Annotated in this window: 14 protein-coding genes and 1 pseudogene; 14 read left to right on the top strand and 1 reads right to left on the bottom strand. The window is 42.6% G+C overall.

What is annotated here, in order from left to right; translation table 11 throughout:
• Positions 1-93: 93 nt before the first annotated feature.
• From QF041_RS04360 to QF041_RS04305, 13 genes are all read left to right on the top strand, one after another.
• Positions 94-2025, top strand: coding sequence for a fructose-1,6-bisphosphatase (locus QF041_RS04360; RefSeq protein WP_307412358.1), 1932 nt, complete (start codon positions 94-96; stop codon positions 2023-2025).
• 177 nt (positions 2026-2202) lie between these two features.
• On the top strand, positions 2203-3090 hold the full coding sequence (locus QF041_RS04355) for an RCC1 domain-containing protein (protein WP_307412356.1): 888 nt from the start codon (positions 2203-2205) through the stop codon (positions 3088-3090).
• Positions 3091-3393: 303 nt separating this feature from the next.
• Positions 3394-4233 (top strand): BglG family transcription antiterminator LicT, encoded by an 840-nt coding sequence (gene licT, locus QF041_RS04350; RefSeq protein WP_237175151.1) that lies wholly within the window; start codon positions 3394-3396, stop codon positions 4231-4233.
• 146 nt (positions 4234-4379) lie between these two features.
• Positions 4380-6245, top strand: a complete 1866-nt coding sequence (locus QF041_RS04345) for a beta-glucoside-specific PTS transporter subunit IIABC (RefSeq protein ID WP_307412351.1) — start codon at positions 4380-4382, stop codon at positions 6243-6245.
• A 13-nt stretch (positions 6246-6258) separates the two neighbouring features.
• Positions 6259-7710 (top strand): glycoside hydrolase family 1 protein, encoded by a 1452-nt coding sequence (locus tag QF041_RS04340; RefSeq protein WP_307412349.1) that lies wholly within the window; start codon positions 6259-6261, stop codon positions 7708-7710.
• 318 nt (positions 7711-8028) lie between these two features.
• On the top strand, positions 8029-8382 hold the full coding sequence (locus QF041_RS31230; RefSeq protein ID WP_373461265.1) for a preprotein translocase subunit SecA: 354 nt from the start codon (positions 8029-8031) through the stop codon (positions 8380-8382).
• Between the two features lie 65 nt (positions 8383-8447).
• The gene (locus QF041_RS04335) at positions 8448-9065 is read left to right on the top strand and encodes a hypothetical protein (RefSeq protein ID WP_373461264.1); all 618 of its coding nucleotides are present in this window, start codon (positions 8448-8450) and stop codon (positions 9063-9065) included.
• Positions 9066-9597: 532 nt separating this feature from the next.
• Positions 9598-11424: an APC family permease gene (locus QF041_RS04330; protein ID WP_307412347.1), complete on the top strand. Its 1827-nt coding sequence runs from the start codon at positions 9598-9600 to the stop codon at positions 11422-11424.
• Positions 11425-11848: 424 nt separating this feature from the next.
• A complete protein-coding gene (locus QF041_RS04325; RefSeq protein ID WP_307416892.1) occupies positions 11849-12157 on the top strand; it encodes a PadR family transcriptional regulator in 309 nt (102 codons plus the stop codon).
• Positions 12154-12501: a DUF1048 domain-containing protein gene (locus tag QF041_RS04320; RefSeq protein ID WP_307412345.1), complete on the top strand. Its 348-nt coding sequence runs from the start codon at positions 12154-12156 to the stop codon at positions 12499-12501. Before QF041_RS04325 ends, QF041_RS04320 begins: the two co-directional genes overlap by 4 nt.
• Before the next feature lie 12 nt (positions 12502-12513).
• Positions 12514-12864 carry a DUF1048 domain-containing protein gene (locus QF041_RS04315; protein WP_307412343.1) on the top strand — a complete coding sequence of 117 codons (351 nt, stop codon included), beginning with the start codon at positions 12514-12516 and terminating at the stop codon, positions 12862-12864.
• 15 nt (positions 12865-12879) lie between these two features.
• Positions 12880-13638 (top strand): ABC transporter ATP-binding protein, encoded by a 759-nt coding sequence (locus QF041_RS04310; RefSeq protein ID WP_307412341.1) that lies wholly within the window; start codon positions 12880-12882, stop codon positions 13636-13638.
• A complete protein-coding gene (locus QF041_RS04305) occupies positions 13638-14408 on the top strand; it encodes an ABC transporter permease (RefSeq protein WP_145325354.1) in 771 nt (256 codons plus the stop codon). Before QF041_RS04310 ends, QF041_RS04305 begins: the two co-directional genes overlap by 1 nt.
• 306 nt (positions 14409-14714) lie before the next feature.
• On the opposite strand, the gene QF041_RS04300 is transcribed toward QF041_RS04305, so the two are convergent.
• A complete protein-coding gene (locus QF041_RS04300) occupies positions 14715-14873 on the bottom strand; it encodes a glycine zipper domain-containing protein (RefSeq protein ID WP_307412337.1) in 159 nt (52 codons plus the stop codon).
• 78 nt (positions 14874-14951) lie between these two features.
• Between QF041_RS04300 and QF041_RS31225 the strand changes: the two are divergent.
• A pseudogene (locus QF041_RS31225) lies at positions 14952-15248 on the top strand (DUF1835 domain-containing protein).
• Positions 15249-15431 lie beyond the last annotated feature (183 nt).

The raw sequence follows: 15431 nt of genomic DNA, 5'->3' as shown, positions 1-15431 counted from the left end.
TCAATGCCAAGTATAGAGTGTAATTTTATATAGGTCTAAAACTTTTGGACCCGGCTATACGACACCATACTTCCTTGAAGGGGGACATCTGTTTTGGATGAGCAGTTTCTAGATTTATTGGCCGAGAAATATGATACGGAAGAAAAAATCATAACAGAGATCATCAACCTTGAAGCGATCTCCAATCTCCCAAAGGGAACCGAGCATTTTGTCAGTGATTTGCATGGGGAGTTCCACGCTTTTCAGCATGTACTAAGAAACGGTTCGGGTACCGTCAAAGAGAAAATCAAAGAATTATTCCGGGAGGTTTGGACGGATCAAGAAATCAATGATTTTGCGGCATTAGTTTATTACCCGGAAGAAAAAATACAGCTGGTTATAGGGGAACTGAGCAATAAACAGGCTTTGAACCAGTGGTATAGACTAACAATTGAACACATGCTTAAGCTTATTTCTTATGCCTCTTCCAAGTATACACGCTCAAAATTGCGTAAAGCTCTGCCGGAGCAATATGTATATATTGTAGAAGAGCTTTTATACAAAACGGATTCGACCAACAATAAGGATCCTTATTACGAGGAAATATATCGGCAAATTATATCCTTGGGCCAGGCGGACAATCTCATTATCGGCCTTGCTTATACGACACAGCGCCTGGTGGTTGACCATCTTCATGTGGTTGGAGATATCTATGACCGGGGGCCGTACCCCGATAAAATTATGGATACGCTGATCAACTACCATTCTGTAGACATACAGTGGGGGAACCATGATGTCCTCTGGATTGGAGCCTACGCAGGTTCCCTGGTCTGCCTTGCGAATATTATTCGGATCTGCGCCAGATACGATAATCTGGACATCATTGAAGATGTATACGGAATCAATCTGCGCCCACTGCTAAACCTGGCGGAGAAATATTATGAAGACAATCCGTCCTTCAGACCTAAGTTACAGGCTGGCCATAATGTATCGGAGCAGGAAATTCTGCAGATTACCAAAATTCACCAAGCCATTGCCATGATTCAGTTTAAACTTGAAATCCCGATTATCAAGAGACGCCCATACTTTAATATGTCTGAAAGACTTTTGCTGGAGCAGATTGATTACGACAAAAATGAAATCAACATCTGCGGTAAAACGTACCACTTGGAAAACACCTGTTTCGCAACCGTAAATCCGCAGAAGCCCGAACAATTGCTGGAGGAAGAACGCCAGGTGATGGAAAAGCTGCTGTTTTCCGTTCAGCATTCCGAAAAGATGGCCAGACATATGAATTTTCTCATGAAAAAGGGTAGCCTTTATTTAAAATACAACGGGAATTTGTTAATCCACGGCTGTATTCCTTTGGATGAAGAAGGAAATATGGAAGAAATGCAGATTGAAGACAAGACATATGCAGGCCGTCAATTGCTTGATGTTTTTGAAGATTATTTACGTTACGCCTTTGCGCATCCGGAAGAGACAGAAGATCTGGCGACGGATATGGTATGGTACATCTGGACAGGAGAATGCTCCTCGCTCTTTGGAAAGAGAGAAATGACCACTTTTGAACGGTATTTTATCCAAGATAAAGAAGCACATAAAGAGAGAAAGAATCCGTACTACCATTTACGTGAAAATGAAGAGATCTGTCGAAAAATCTTGCAGGAGTTTGATTTGAATCCAGATCATGGACATGTCATTAACGGCCACACACCTGTCAAAGAAATTAGTGGAGAGAGCCCTGTTAAAGCAAACGGAAAAATGATCGTGATTGACGGCGGTTTTTCCAAAGCCTATCAATCCACAACGGGAATTGCCGGATATACCTTGTTGTACAATTCCTTTGGAATGCAGCTCGTCGCCCATAAGAAATTTAACTCAAAAGAAGATGTCTTATGTAACGGAACGGACGTATTATCTCTAAAAAGATTGGTGGACAAAGAACTGGCGCGGAAACTGGTGAGGGAAACCAATGTCGGGGAACAGCTGCTGCAGAAAATCTCAAATTTGAAGGATCTATTAGACTATCGCCACATGAAATGAAACGATTGCTAAAAATACACACCTGGATCAACTGTTTGAGTGCAATATGACGTAGACGCTCGTATTGGGCAGGGAAGTAATAATGCCCTGCCTGTACGAGCCTTTCTTTTGTACAGTGCGATTTAACAACGTAGAGGAAATGTGAATTTGCCTTCAATTTGTGGAGAGGAGGAAGATATGGACTACAATTCACCGAAGGAAGCAGTGTTTGGGACGAAACGGTTCCGTAACTGTACCATAGCGGCAGGTCGTCGTCATACCGTTGCTCTTAAATCTGACGGAACAGTAATAGCTGTGGGTGATAATAAATACGGTCAATGTAAGGTTAGGGATTGGTGCCATATCGTCGCAGTTGCTGCTGGTAATGTTCATATGGCTACGAACACGGGTAATGCACATACCGTTGGTCTTAAATCTGATGGTACGGTAACAGGTATAGGTTGGAATAAGCATGACCAATGCAATGTAAGCGAATGGCGCGATATAGTAACCGTTTCGGCAGGTTGGTGCCGTACTGTTGGGGTTAAATCAGATGGCACCGTGGTGGCGGTGGGGCGAAATAATGAAGGGGAATGCAACGTGAGCAACTGGCAAGATATTGTATCGGTCACGACGGGTGACTGGCATACAGTCGGTCTAAAAATAGACGGAACGGTAACAGCGGTTGGTAACAATAAGTATAACCAATGTAGCATAAACGACTGGAGCGACATATTAGCTGTTTCGGCGGGGTATCTTCATACGGTTGGGCTTAAATCGGATGGCACGGTAGTGGCTGTGGGTAGAAATAATGAAGGCGAATGCGACGTAAGCGGATGGCGCGATATTGTAGCAGTTGCAGCGGGGAGTTATCATACCGTTGGTCTTAAGTCCGACGGTACAATGGTTGCTGTGGGTTCGAATAAACATCACCAATGTGATGTAAGTGGCTGGCACGGAATTAGAGCTGTTTCGGCGGGGTGTGCCCATACGATTGGACTGAAATCTGATGGTACGATGGTTAGTGTGGGTGATAATGATTATGGACAATGTGATGTAAGCGGATGGAGTAGCATCCAACAATAAAATGTCGAGGGATAAGAACATATTCCCATTGAAGTCGCTATTTTAGCGGCACGCTTAACGTATAATTTTAATTGATCGTTTTGAGTTATAGAAAGTACTCCAATTGACTATATTGACAAATTTAACGCCTTACACTAAGATAATCGTACAAGTAAATAATGAATATAATCAGGATTGTTACTGATCAGCAGGCAAGACCGATTAATATGCAAACATGTAGAGTTTAAATACCATGTATGCACTATTAATGGTCTTTTTTATTTGCTAAATTCTGTTAACGTTTCATTTTAAAAGGAGATTCGTATGAAAATCACGCGAATTATTAATAATAATGTCGTCTGCGCTGTAAATGAAAGACGCCAGGAGATGATGCTTCTAGGAAGTGGTATTGGTTTTCAGAAGAAAAAAGGAGACGATGTGGACACAGAGAAGATTGAGAAAGAATTTTTCCTGAAGTCCAAAAATGTAACTGGCAAATTATATGCCCTTCTCGCGCAGATTCCGATGGAGTACATCCGTGTGTCCGATAGTATAATTCAATATGCCAAGCAGTCCTTGGATAAAGAGCTGAATGAAAATATATATTTGACGCTAACAGACCATATTAACTTCGCCGTATCACGCTATAAACAGGGAATGAACTTCAACAATGCGTTATTGTCTGAAATTAAAGCATTCTACGCCAATGAGTATCGAGTGGCTTTGAAGGCTTTGGATATGATTAATCAAGAATTCAACATTACGTTGCCTGAAGATGAGGCCGGCTTTATTGCGCTTCATATTGTCAATGCAGAACTCGGATCTGAAATGGAAGATACCATGAAGATCACGCAATTGATTCAAAAGGTTTTAAATATTATTCGTTATCAGTTCAAAATTCACTTTAACGAAAGCTCCCTTCACTACTCCAGACTGATCACGCATCTAAAGTTTTTTGCCTATCGTCTGTTTAACAATACGGTGATGAAAAGTAATGATAACGATTTCCTCAATATTATTAAAGAAAAATATAAGCTAGAGTACCAATGTAGTCTAAGAATTGCGCAGTTGATTCGGGTAGACTATGGGAAAGAATTAACCGAAGACGAATTGGTGTATTTAACTGTTCATATCAAAAGGGTGACTGATGAAGAAAGGGATTGACCCATCATCGCTCCATAATGACTATACTAGGATTGTTACTGGTGATGCAGGCAAGACCTAGAGTTCCATCGTGTATAGAGCATATCTATATTCGATAGAACTCTAGGTCTTTTTTTGTAAAAGAATACTTTGAAGGGGGAACAAAAATGAAACATGAACAAACGGCTACCGACATTCTAAAACTTGTTGGTGGTGAAAAAAACATTGAAAGTGTTACACACTGTGCTACCAGGCTGCGCTTTAACTTAAAAGACGAGTCGATTGCAAACAACGAAGCACTGAAAAACGTACAAGGAATTGTGGGCGTTGCCAGCAGTGGAGGTCAGTATCAAGTCATTATCGGTAATGAGGTCAACAACGTCTATAAAGCTCTTGCGCAACTAGGGAACTTCACAAGCAAGAATGATGCTCCAGCTGTGAAAAAAGGAAAAGTCTCCACTGTTCTGGACACGATTTCCGGAATCTTTACACCCATCCTACCGGCGATGATCGGTTGCGCCATGATTAAGGCAGTTCTTCTTATTTTGAAAACCTTTGATCTCGTTGACCTTGACGGTCAATTTAATACGATTATGACTTTCGTCGGGGATGCGGCTTATTACTTCTTGCCAATGCTGCTTGCCTGGAGTGCTGCTGTTAAACTTAAAGCTAATGTGGGTTTTGCGTTAACCATTGCGGGTATCTTGTTACATCCTAGCTTTTCGGCATTGATGTCTGCGGGTGAGCCTGTTACGTTCTTTGGTCTGCCTGTCACACAAGCGACGTATTCTTCTTCCGTTATTCCAATTATTCTAGCTGTATGGATCCTGTCATATGTGGAACGATTTGCTGAAAAGTATTCTCCTTCCGTGATCAAATCCATTTTGAAACCTTTAGTTGTAATACTTGTTATGGCACCTCTAACATTAATTATTCTAGGACCATTGGGTGCGATTGCCGGTAACTACCTTGCTTCTGCTGTATCCTATGTCAATACACATGCAGGATGGTTAGTGTCTGGTATTATTGGCGGGGCATTCCCATTCCTGATTCTGACGGGGATGCACTATAGTTTGGGACCCGTTGTTCTCACTGCTTATGCACAAACAAAAACTGATGGCATTGTTGGCCCAGGTATGCTTGTACACAATATTGCTCAAGGTGCTGCTGCGCTCGCGGTCGCATTAAGAACCAAAAATAAAGCGTTTAAACAAGTTGCTTACTCTACTAGCGTAACTGCGCTGTTAGGAATTAGCGAACCTGCATTGTTTGGTGTAAATCTACGGTTAAAAAAACCACTGATCGCTGTTGTCATTGGTGGTATTGTAGGCGGAATATACGTTGGCTTGTTCGGTGTAGCTCGATCTGCTCTAGGCATTGCCGGCTTGGCTACGTTACCAGCATTTATCACAGATAATCCATGGAACCTAATCCATGCAGCAATTGGTCTGGTCATTGGCTTTGTTGTTACCTTCTTGATGACGCTTATTTTAGGATTTGAAGATGTGCCTGAGGATGGAGAGGATCAACGAACACCAGCCAATTCATCTTCAACAAACCGTGTGCCTATTGTTAGTGTTTCTGAACATGTACTCACAGCACCAATGACTGGTCGAGTTCTAGAGTTATCAACAATAAAGGACGAAGCCTTTGCAACTGGAGCTATGGGAAAAGGGATCGCCATTGAACCTACTGTTGGAAAACTCGTTTCACCAGCCGATGGTATAATATCCGCAGTATTCCCTACCTTCCACGCAATCGGTATTAGCTCGAATAATGGTGCTGAGATCCTCGTTCATATTGGCATGAACACGGTCAAGCTGAAAGGTGAACATTTCAAGGTACATGTGCAAGAAGGCGATGAAGTAAAAGCTGGGGATTTACTTATCGAATTCGATACAGATGCAATAGCCGCCAAAGGTTATGATCTGACTACACCTATTATTGTTACGAATTCAGATGACTTTACAGATGTAATTGGTATAGACAAACCTTCGATTACGATCGGGGAAAAACTAATTAAGATCATATAAGGAGGAATTTCCAATGAAGAACACAACCGTATTCCCAGACTCTTTTATGTGGGGCGGCGCAACAGCGGCGAATCAATACGAGGGTGCCTGGAACATTGATGGTAAAAAGGCTAGTACAGCAGATATGATGACGGGTGGAACGCATACTACTCCAAGACGGATCACCAAACACATTGAGGAGGGTGTAAACTATCCTTCCCATGAGGCAGTAGATTTTTACCATCATTACAAAGAAGATATCCGTCTATTTGCAGAGATGGGCTTTCGATGCTTCAGAATGTCCATTGCTTGGTCCAGAATATTCCCCAACGGGGACGATGTAACGCCAAATGAAGCAGGACTTCAATTTTACGACAAGGTGTTCAGTGAACTGAAAAAGTATAATATTGAACCTATCGTTACCATCTCACATTACGAAGCTCCGTTTGCGCTAACTGAGAAATTCAATGCTTGGGCTTCCAGAGAGATGATCGACTGCTACGTACGGTATTGTGAGACCATTTTCACCCGTTACAAGGATGTCGTGAAGTACTGGATTACATTTAATGAGATCAATAGTTTAATTGTTCCAGCAGGAGCATATATAGCAGGGGCATTATTAGTTGATGATAGTGGTGTATTTAACAATACGGTTGTGGATAGTACGCAATTAAGATTCCAGGCTTTACATCATCAATTTATAGCAAGTGCAAAAGCTGTCAAGCTTGCTCATGAGATTAATCCGGCGTTCCAAATCGGTTGTATGATTAATTATAGTCATGGTTACGGAAGTACATGTAAACCGGAAGATATGTTGAAGGCTCTGAGAATGGATCAGATTAACAATATGCTGAGCAGTGACGTGCAAGTTAGAGGGGAATACCCTGACTTTGCCAAGAGATATTTTAATGAGAACAATATTCAGATTGAGATGGCAGAAGAAGACGTAGAAGTGCTAAAACAAGGCTGTGTTGATTTCTATAGCTTCAGCTACTACAAATCTCATGTAGTGGGTACCCGCCCAGAGGGTGATGAAACCCAGGGGAATGTCTTTGGTGGATTCAAAAATCCTTATTTGAAGGCAAATGATTGGGGATGGCAAATCGATCCAGTTGGACTTCGTTACGTACTCAATCATGTGTACGATCGGTATGGAATCCCTATAATGATCGTTGAAAATGGGCTGGGTGCGGTTGATGTCATCGAAGAGGATGGCTCTATCCATGATACGTATAGAATCAATTTCCTGCGAGATCATATCGAACAAATGAGAGAATCTATCCTCGATGGCGTTAATCTTATCGGCTACACGGCTTGGGGTTGCATCGACATCGTTAGTGCCTCAACTGGCGAAATGGAGAAACGCTACGGATTCATTTATGTAGATAAGGATAACGAGGGCAGAGGTACCCTAAAAAGAAGTAAAAAGGACAGTTTCCACTGGTATAAAAAGGTGATTGAATCCAACGGGGAAAGATTGAATTAGGAAATATAATTTGCAATCGAACGAAAGATGATCCAATCTTTAAATTCTATCAAATAAACCAAGTACTTGTCACTTTGTGAGACAAGTACTTGGTTTTTTGTGCATCAATAATAAAACTAAGAATTAATTATTTTGATGGCTAAAGTGGCTGACAATATCCAGTCTACAGTTCATTATGGTGTCCAAGGGTTTTCAAAAATAGGACATCTTAAGCAGTAGTTTGATTCGCAAAATACGTCGGTCAATATTACGCCTAGTTCCCCCCTGACTGAAAATAATGTCTCGTTTACTGATCATTTAAGGATTTAATGTTGATTAATGAACAACCTGACGTCTAGTGATCATCGAACTCTTGAAATAATCAACATGACGATGATCCCAGGAATGATGATGGTGATGATTGATAGCACCGCGATGAATGTAGCCCTCCCCAACTTGATTTTAGATTTTGCCGTAACGGTGTCTACAAATATGGCAGGTCGCGGCGTCGACATTCGGCTCGGCGGCGGCAACCCGGAGAAGGCAGAAGTTGTCGCCAAGCTGGGAGGATTATACGTGATAGGTACATATGTGAACGAAAGCGTGCGGATTGACGATCAACTGCGCGGGCGTTCCGGCCGCCAAGGCGACCCGGGAGCTTCTGTATTTTTCGTCAGCTTAGAGGACGAGTGATGCTTCAGTTCGGAATCCACAAAGTGGTTCGCGCTCCTCGGCAGGAGGAGGCTCTCGAGGAGTCGATGCTCCGCAGTAAAATCGAGCATGTTAAGCGCGTTATTATGGGCCAAAACTTCGATATCCACCAGGAACTGAACAGTTATTCCGATATGGTGGAGGATCAGAGGCGAATTCTATACGCTGAGCGACTCAAAATTTTGAAAGGCGAGCTGCCAATGAGCCCTTCGGAGCAGCGGGTACGGCTTTTTTATTTCGACGAGTTCTGGGCTGAACATCTGGCATACGTTTCTTACCTTCGCGAAAGCATCCATTTGGAGAGCATTGCCAGCCGGAATCCAATCGATGAATTTCATGCGAAAATCACCCAGGCCTACGAGCAAATTCCGGCTAAAATCAATAAGGAGTCTACGGATATGCTTACAAAGCTTGGGGGTTCAAATGATCCAGAGGAGTGGGAAAAACTCGGTCTCAAAAGCCCTACTTCCACCCGGACCTATATTATCAATGACCAGTACAGCCAGAATAAGCGGAGTTCATGGACCGGAACGACCGTTTTGGCTTTTTGTTTTGAGGTTGGCACTGTGGCCAGTATACAGGCTATCAAAATAGTGATGCAGAGTAGATTTTTAATTAAAAACAGATCTCTATCCAGGGGATATTTTAAATGTGGATTCCATTGAGATTACGGACGGTAGCTCGGGTGAGCGGAAATTGTTCTCTAACCAAAAACAAAATATTAGATAAATATAGGACAAGAACATGGTCCGATTACTGATCAGGCATCTTGTTCAAATAACGAGCAGAACAATATTTAAAGATTTAGCTTGCGGGACCATTCACCTTAAACATCAAGCAAACAGCCGATAGAAGTGATTGACTGTTTTGGATCCGAGATAATTAAATTCCAATGCGAAGTATGGCGGGGGAGACAGAAATTTGCATGAGGATTCCTCAGCAGAATACATAACTCAGAGCTTCGTTTTTTTTGAAAAATGATGATTTTGAAAGCCAAGTAGAGATTTTTATTCAAATATTACTGTTATTTGGCTTTATCAAACTAAATTCGGTTTAAAATAGCCCATTGTAGGGATAGATGAATTTTACAAGTTAAGTGCAAACTAATATCCTAATGTAGCTACCTTTGTGTTTAAAGGTATGAATGCAAATATGGGTAATTCAATTCATTAATTTGTAGAATAAACGGGGTGCAAGATGTTCACATCATTAAAACGAATTTTGATCGGCAGGCCATTAAAATCCCATGAAGCCGGAGAGCAGAAGCTTAACAAAACCAAAGCGTTAGCTATTCTTTCTTCAGATGCCTTATCTTCTGTAGCATATGGTCCGGAGCAGATTTTGCTGGTATTAATGACTATTGGTGTAGCAGCTTTCTGGTACTCTATACCGATTGCGATTGGGGTACTGGTTCTGCTAATTGCATTGATTCTTTCTTATCGACAAATTATTTATGCATACCCCCAGGGTGGGGGGGCCTATGTTGTTTCCAAGGAAAATTTGGGTAAGTATGCTGGCCTCGTAGCTGGAGGTTCACTACTCGTGGATTATATTCTTACAGTAGCTGTTAGTGTGTCAGCAGGTACAGATGCGATTACTTCAGCCTTTCCAAGTCTCCACTCTTATAATGTGCTTATTGCAATTGTATTTGTCGTGTTAATCACCTTATTAAATCTTAGAGGTGTCACTGAGTCTGCTTCGGTGCTTGCTTACCCAGTCTACTTTTTTGTCCTTGCGCTTTTTATTCTGATTGGAGTGGGCTTATACCGTATTATTACAGGTCAAGTTTCTCCTGAACTCCATACTTCGATAGGTACTCCTGTCGCCGGTATAAGCTTGTTCTTGTTGTTACGGGCTTTTTCCTCAGGGAGTTCTGCCTTGACAGGGGTAGAGGCCATTTCAAACGCTATTCCTAATTTCAAGAGCCCGGCACCGAACAATGCAGCCAAGACGCTTATGGCCATGGGTACGCTGTTGGCCTTGTTGTTCTCGGGAATTGTCGTGTTGGCCTATTACTACGGAGTCAGTCCGAAGATGGATGTTACGGTTGTATCCCAGATTGCCGAGGAAACCTTCGGACGCAACTTTATGTATTTCTTTATTCAGGGAACGACAGCTTTGATTCTCATTTTGGCTGCCAACACCGGTTATTCTGCTTTTCCTCTGCTGGCTGTCAACTTGGCGAAGGACAAGTATATCCCACGAATGTTTACGGTTAGAGGAGATCGGCTGGGTTATTCGAATGGAATCATCAGCTTGGGCGTTCTTTCGATTATACTCATCATCGTTTTTGAAGGAAAGACGGAGCAACTAATTCCACTTTACGCGGTGGGGGTATTTATCCCATTTACATTATCCCAGACCGGTATGTTGCTGAAGTGGATTCGACAAAAGCCTCAAGGTTGGGTTTTAAAATTTATAATAAACACAGTAGGTGCTTTAATCAGCTTTATTGTAGCGATGATGTTTTTCCTGACTAAATTCAATCAAGTGTGGTCAGTGCTAATTTTTCTGCCACTGATTATTCTGATCTTTTACCGTATTCGTAAGCATTATGATGCTGTCGCAGACCAGCTTCGTTTGACGTCTTGCGAGCCCGCAATCCCAATTGAGGGTAACGTCGTCATACTCCCGGTTGCTGGTATTACCCATGTGGTGGAGAATTCATTGAATTATGCCAAGTCCCTGTCTCCTCATCAAATTATAGCTGTATATGTTCCATTTGAACGGGAAGATGAGGCGAACTTTGAGAAGAAATGGAAAGCATGGCAACCAGATATCCGGCTAGTGACCCTTTATTCTCCTTATCGGAGTATTCTGCACCCTCTCACCAAATTCATTGATACGGTACAACGCAAGGCCAATGAATCTAATTATCAGGTGACGGTTATTATACCTCAATTTATTCCGAAAAAAGGATGGCAAAACATTCTACACAACCAGTCCAGCCTGTTAATCCGTGCTAACCTGCTCTACCGGAGAAATGTGATTATCACGACAGTCCCATACCATTTAAAAAAATAGGATGGTAGCATTTTGAAACAGAAAAGTATCAGATGTTGTTCTGATAAGTCATTGTAGAAGGAAGCGAACAAAATTGAACCGGGCATACCGCGGGACAACAAACATAGCCCCATTGAAAGTCGCTAAAATAGCGGCTTTTTTTATTTAATCGGTACACGTTCTTGCCCTCGAGCCGAGGATCAAGAACGTGTACCGATTAACCGAAAAGGGCAAGACTTATTCCGACTACGAATAGTAATAAATGATTTCACTTTTTTTCTTCATTAAGCTAGCGGGAAGGATAGTTGAAATTGTAAAATGCATGTCAGTCATAACGCTATTGACTTATCATCTACTACGTGTTACTTTATAGCAGTAGTAAGTAACACTGCATACCAGTCATACAGAATAGTAAAGGGTGATTGTGCTGGAAAATTTAACGGAAATGCTCAAAGGTGTGCTTGAGGGCTGTGTCCTTGAAATAATAAGCCGCCAAGAAACATACGGCTACGAAATCACGCGGCGACTGAATGCTCTTGGTTTCACAGATGTTGTCGAGGGAACGGTTTACACGATCCTGATCCGGCTTGAGAAAAACAAGTTGGTGGAAACCACCAAGAAGCCTTCCGAAATGGGACCGCCGCGAAAGTTTTTCGCGATTAACGAAGCAGGAAATGAGGAACTGCGGAAGTTCTGGGCAAAATGGGAATTCGTATCATCAAAAATGAACGAGTTAAAGGAGAAAAAACAATGAATTTTTGGGATAAAATCACCGGAAACGACATGACAAAAGAATTCAAAGCTTTTGAAGCACGAGTCAAAAAGCTGCCGGCGGATTATCAAGCTGCATGGAAAGAAATTAATGACCATCTTTGGCCACACTCCGATTTCACCGGACGTAACCTCATGCCAATTTTGGACGGTGTGCTTGGCCTGTTGGAAGAAACCGCAGCGGATGGGCAGCGGATCCAAGAGGTTTTAGGTGACGATATCAAAGGCTTCTGTTCTGCACTGGCTGGCGAAGAAGGTGCAAAATCTTATCGCGACAAATGGCGTAAGCAACTCAACAATAATGTTGTTAAAAAATTAGGTAAATAGGAGGAGAATATATTGAAAATCCGAGATATTATCGAAGGAAAAAAAGAGTGGAGAGCGCATGTGGCGCGTGTCAAAGGACTCCCGCAAGATTATCAGATTGTTTATAAAGAGATTCAAAAATATCTCTTTAAGGTCGGCCCTGTTGAGCTAACTAGCGGGACGGGGTTGCTCTCGGGAATTGTTGATCTTTTTGAAGAGGGCGCTGTCTCGAGGAAAAGCGTGCTCGAAGTTACGGGCAGTGATGTAGCGGCTTTTTGCGATGATCTAATCAAAGATTCCAAAACTTATGCGGACATTTATCAAGAATCTATTGACCAAGAAGTTAGAAAGGCCATGAAAAAGGTCACGGATAGAACAAAGTAAAGGGAGGCCTTTGGGATGGAAAACACAATTGAAGTGAAGGGTCTGCGAAAGTCATTCAAAGACACAGAAGTCCTTAAGGGTGTCGATTTTAAAGTGAGGCAAGGTGAAATATTCGCCCTGCTTGGCTCTAACGGCGCAGGCAAAACGACGATTATTAGAATCCTCACCACATTGCTCAAACCAGATGGAGGCACCGCCACCGTAAACGGATTTGACGTTGTGTCAAAACCCAAAAATGTGCGACAAGTGATCAGTCTGACCGGGCAATTTGCCGCTGTAGACGAGATATTGACCGGACGGGAAAATCTGATCATGATTGCCAAGCTGCGGCATCTGGATCATCCGCATCAAGTTGTGGACGATTTGCTGAGACGTTTCGGCTTAACCGACGCCGCCAATCGTAAGCCATCTACGTATTCGGGTGGAATGCGCCGTAGGCTTGACATCGCCTTGAGCCTTGTGGGTAAACCGCAGATCATTTTCCTCGACGAGCCAACCACTGGGCTTGACCCAGAGGCACGTATCGAAGTATGGAAGATTGTAAAGGAACTGTCAGACAGCGGCACGACGGTATTTTTGACCACACAGTATTTAGAGGAAGCCGAGCAGCTTGCCGACCAAATATCTATTCTGCACGAGGGCAGGATTATCGCAGGCGGCACGCTCACGGAACTAAAAAGGCTATTTCCATCCCCAAAGGTAGAGTATGTTGAAAAACAGCCAACTTTAGAGGAAATATTCCTCGCAATCATCGGTAAAAAGGAGGCCCTTTAATGGAGACAACAATAAAACATTTCTTCAGCGATATGAGCGTTATGCTTGGTCGTTCCATGCGCCATATTTTCCGCAGTATGGATACCATCCTCACGGTCTGTATCACTCCGATTGCAATGATGCTGCTGTTCGTCTATGTGCTTGGTGGCGCAATCGAAACCGGTACGGAAAACTATGTGAACTACCTGTTGCCTGGCATACTGCTCATGGCTATTGCGAGCGGGGTGGCTTACGTTGCTTATCGTCTGTTTATGGATAAGCAACGGGGCATCATCGAGCGGTTCCACTCCATGCCGATTGCGCGTTCCACTGTGCTGTGGGGGCATGTGCTAACCTCGGTAGTATCCAACGTTATTTCTATTGTGGTCATCATTCTCGTAGCGCTCATTATGGGATTTCGCTCCTCGGCGGGGGTGCTATCTTGGTTTGCCGTAGCAGGTATACTCGTGCTGTTTACGCTGGCTCTGACTTGGATCGCAGCCATTGCGGGACTGTCCGCAAAAACGATAGAAGGTGCAAGCGCTTTTTCCTATCCTCTAATCTTCCTGCCGTTCATCAGCTCGGCGTTTGTCCCGACCGAGTCGATGCCGAAAGTTGTTCGGATCTTTGCTGAAAATCAGCCGGTGACCTCGATTGTTGAAGTTATTCGCGCCCTGCTGTCAGAACAGCCAGTTGGGAATGACATATGGACCGCTTTATCGTGGTGCGTCGGGATTATATTCGTGGCTTATATCTTTGCGGTGCGTGCATACAAAGGCAATGCAGCTTAATGGTTGTATGCATTATAATCAAAGATAGGACCAACAGAATAACGATAAAAGACACCATCCACATTATAAACACGCTATACGACAGCTTTACCAATTCTGCTCGTTTGGATCAAGGACGTCTCAGTGAAGGAATGTTCTATTACTCCTTTTAAATAGAAGTAAGTAGCTTGAAAGATAATAAAGAGCAAATTGCCTTGGGTAGTTTGTTCTTTTTTTATTGAAGCTGGTGTCAAATCGTGGATGCCGTTTTGTGTTTCTTCTATATAACTTCGTGTTCCGAGCCAAGGACAAGAACTTGTACCGAGATCAGGAGTTTTCTTTCTTTGATTTAGTAGCAAGATAGAAGACAATTCCAAAAAGAACCCCAAAACTAATGCCCAATGGAATACTATCAAGCGCCATGAAAAAAATGACGCCAAAGACCGATCCTAAAGATACACCTGTTGTGAGAGATTTCTTGTTCATAGGTAGTACCTCCAAATTACTTTTTATATATTACGAATTCGAATTAAATCTGTTTCATTAAATAGTCATGGAGAGCCAATGAGGTGTAATGAAATGGAATTGAAAGATATTTTAGCGATTAAAAAGGCATCAGATAGTCTTGACTGTACGGAAACACACAAGTTGATAACGTTACGGGAGAATTACGCTATTGGTCCAATCACCGGTCTGGACTCGCTGGAAGGTCGTATGGCACGCAGCAATTGGTTCCGTAACAATATTGCGTGAGCAATCGACGCTTATACCGAGTTCGAAGAAGAATACAATGAGCTCTTAGATAAGATAGAGCAAATTCCGGAACAGGCCGAAATCATGGTTTGGGCCAGCGGCTACTAAATTAGTAACACGACAATTGTCGAAGAACAAGAACATATTCCCATTGAAAGTCGCTATATTAGCGGCTTTTTTTGTTTATCGATACAAGTTTCGTGTCCCGAGCTAAGAAGAAGAACTTTTACCGATTGCCGAAATTGACAAAACATAGTCCGATAAATGTTTTACAAATTCGGTGATTTACCA

The sequence above is a fragment of the Paenibacillus sp. W2I17 genome (assembly GCF_030815985.1).
In the GTDB taxonomy this organism is placed as follows: domain Bacteria; phylum Bacillota; class Bacilli; order Paenibacillales; family Paenibacillaceae; genus Paenibacillus.
The sequence above is the reverse complement of the archived record's forward strand: the minus strand, read 5'-3'. Positions and strand labels throughout refer to the sequence as shown.

Bases quoted from the DNA above. Each gene is read 5' to 3' on its own strand.
- QF041_RS04355 (WP_307412356.1), top strand. From the start codon at position 2,203: ATGGACTACAATTCACCGAAGGAAGCAGTGTTTGGGACGAAACGGTTC.
- licT (WP_237175151.1), top strand. From the start codon at position 3,394: ATGAAAATCACGCGAATTATTAATAATAATGTCGTCTGCGCTGTAAAT.
- QF041_RS04345 (WP_307412351.1), top strand. From the start codon at position 4,380: ATGAAACATGAACAAACGGCTACCGACATTCTAAAACTTGTTGGTGGT.
- QF041_RS04340 (WP_307412349.1), top strand. From the start codon at position 6,259: ATGAAGAACACAACCGTATTCCCAGACTCTTTTATGTGGGGCGGCGCA.
- QF041_RS31230 (WP_373461265.1), top strand. From the start codon at position 8,029: ATGAACAACCTGACGTCTAGTGATCATCGAACTCTTGAAATAATCAAC.
- QF041_RS04335 (WP_373461264.1), top strand. From the start codon at position 8,448: ATGCTCCGCAGTAAAATCGAGCATGTTAAGCGCGTTATTATGGGCCAA.
- QF041_RS04330 (WP_307412347.1), top strand. From the start codon at position 9,598: ATGTTCACATCATTAAAACGAATTTTGATCGGCAGGCCATTAAAATCC.
- QF041_RS04325 (WP_307416892.1), top strand. From the start codon at position 11,849: ATGCTCAAAGGTGTGCTTGAGGGCTGTGTCCTTGAAATAATAAGCCGC.
- QF041_RS04320 (WP_307412345.1), top strand. From the start codon at position 12,154: ATGAATTTTTGGGATAAAATCACCGGAAACGACATGACAAAAGAATTC.
- QF041_RS04310 (WP_307412341.1), top strand. From the start codon at position 12,880: ATGGAAAACACAATTGAAGTGAAGGGTCTGCGAAAGTCATTCAAAGAC.
- QF041_RS04305 (WP_145325354.1), top strand. From the start codon at position 13,638: ATGGAGACAACAATAAAACATTTCTTCAGCGATATGAGCGTTATGCTT.
- QF041_RS04300 (WP_307412337.1), bottom strand. From the start codon at position 14,873: ATGAACAAGAAATCTCTCACAACAGGTGTATCTTTAGGATCGGTCTTT.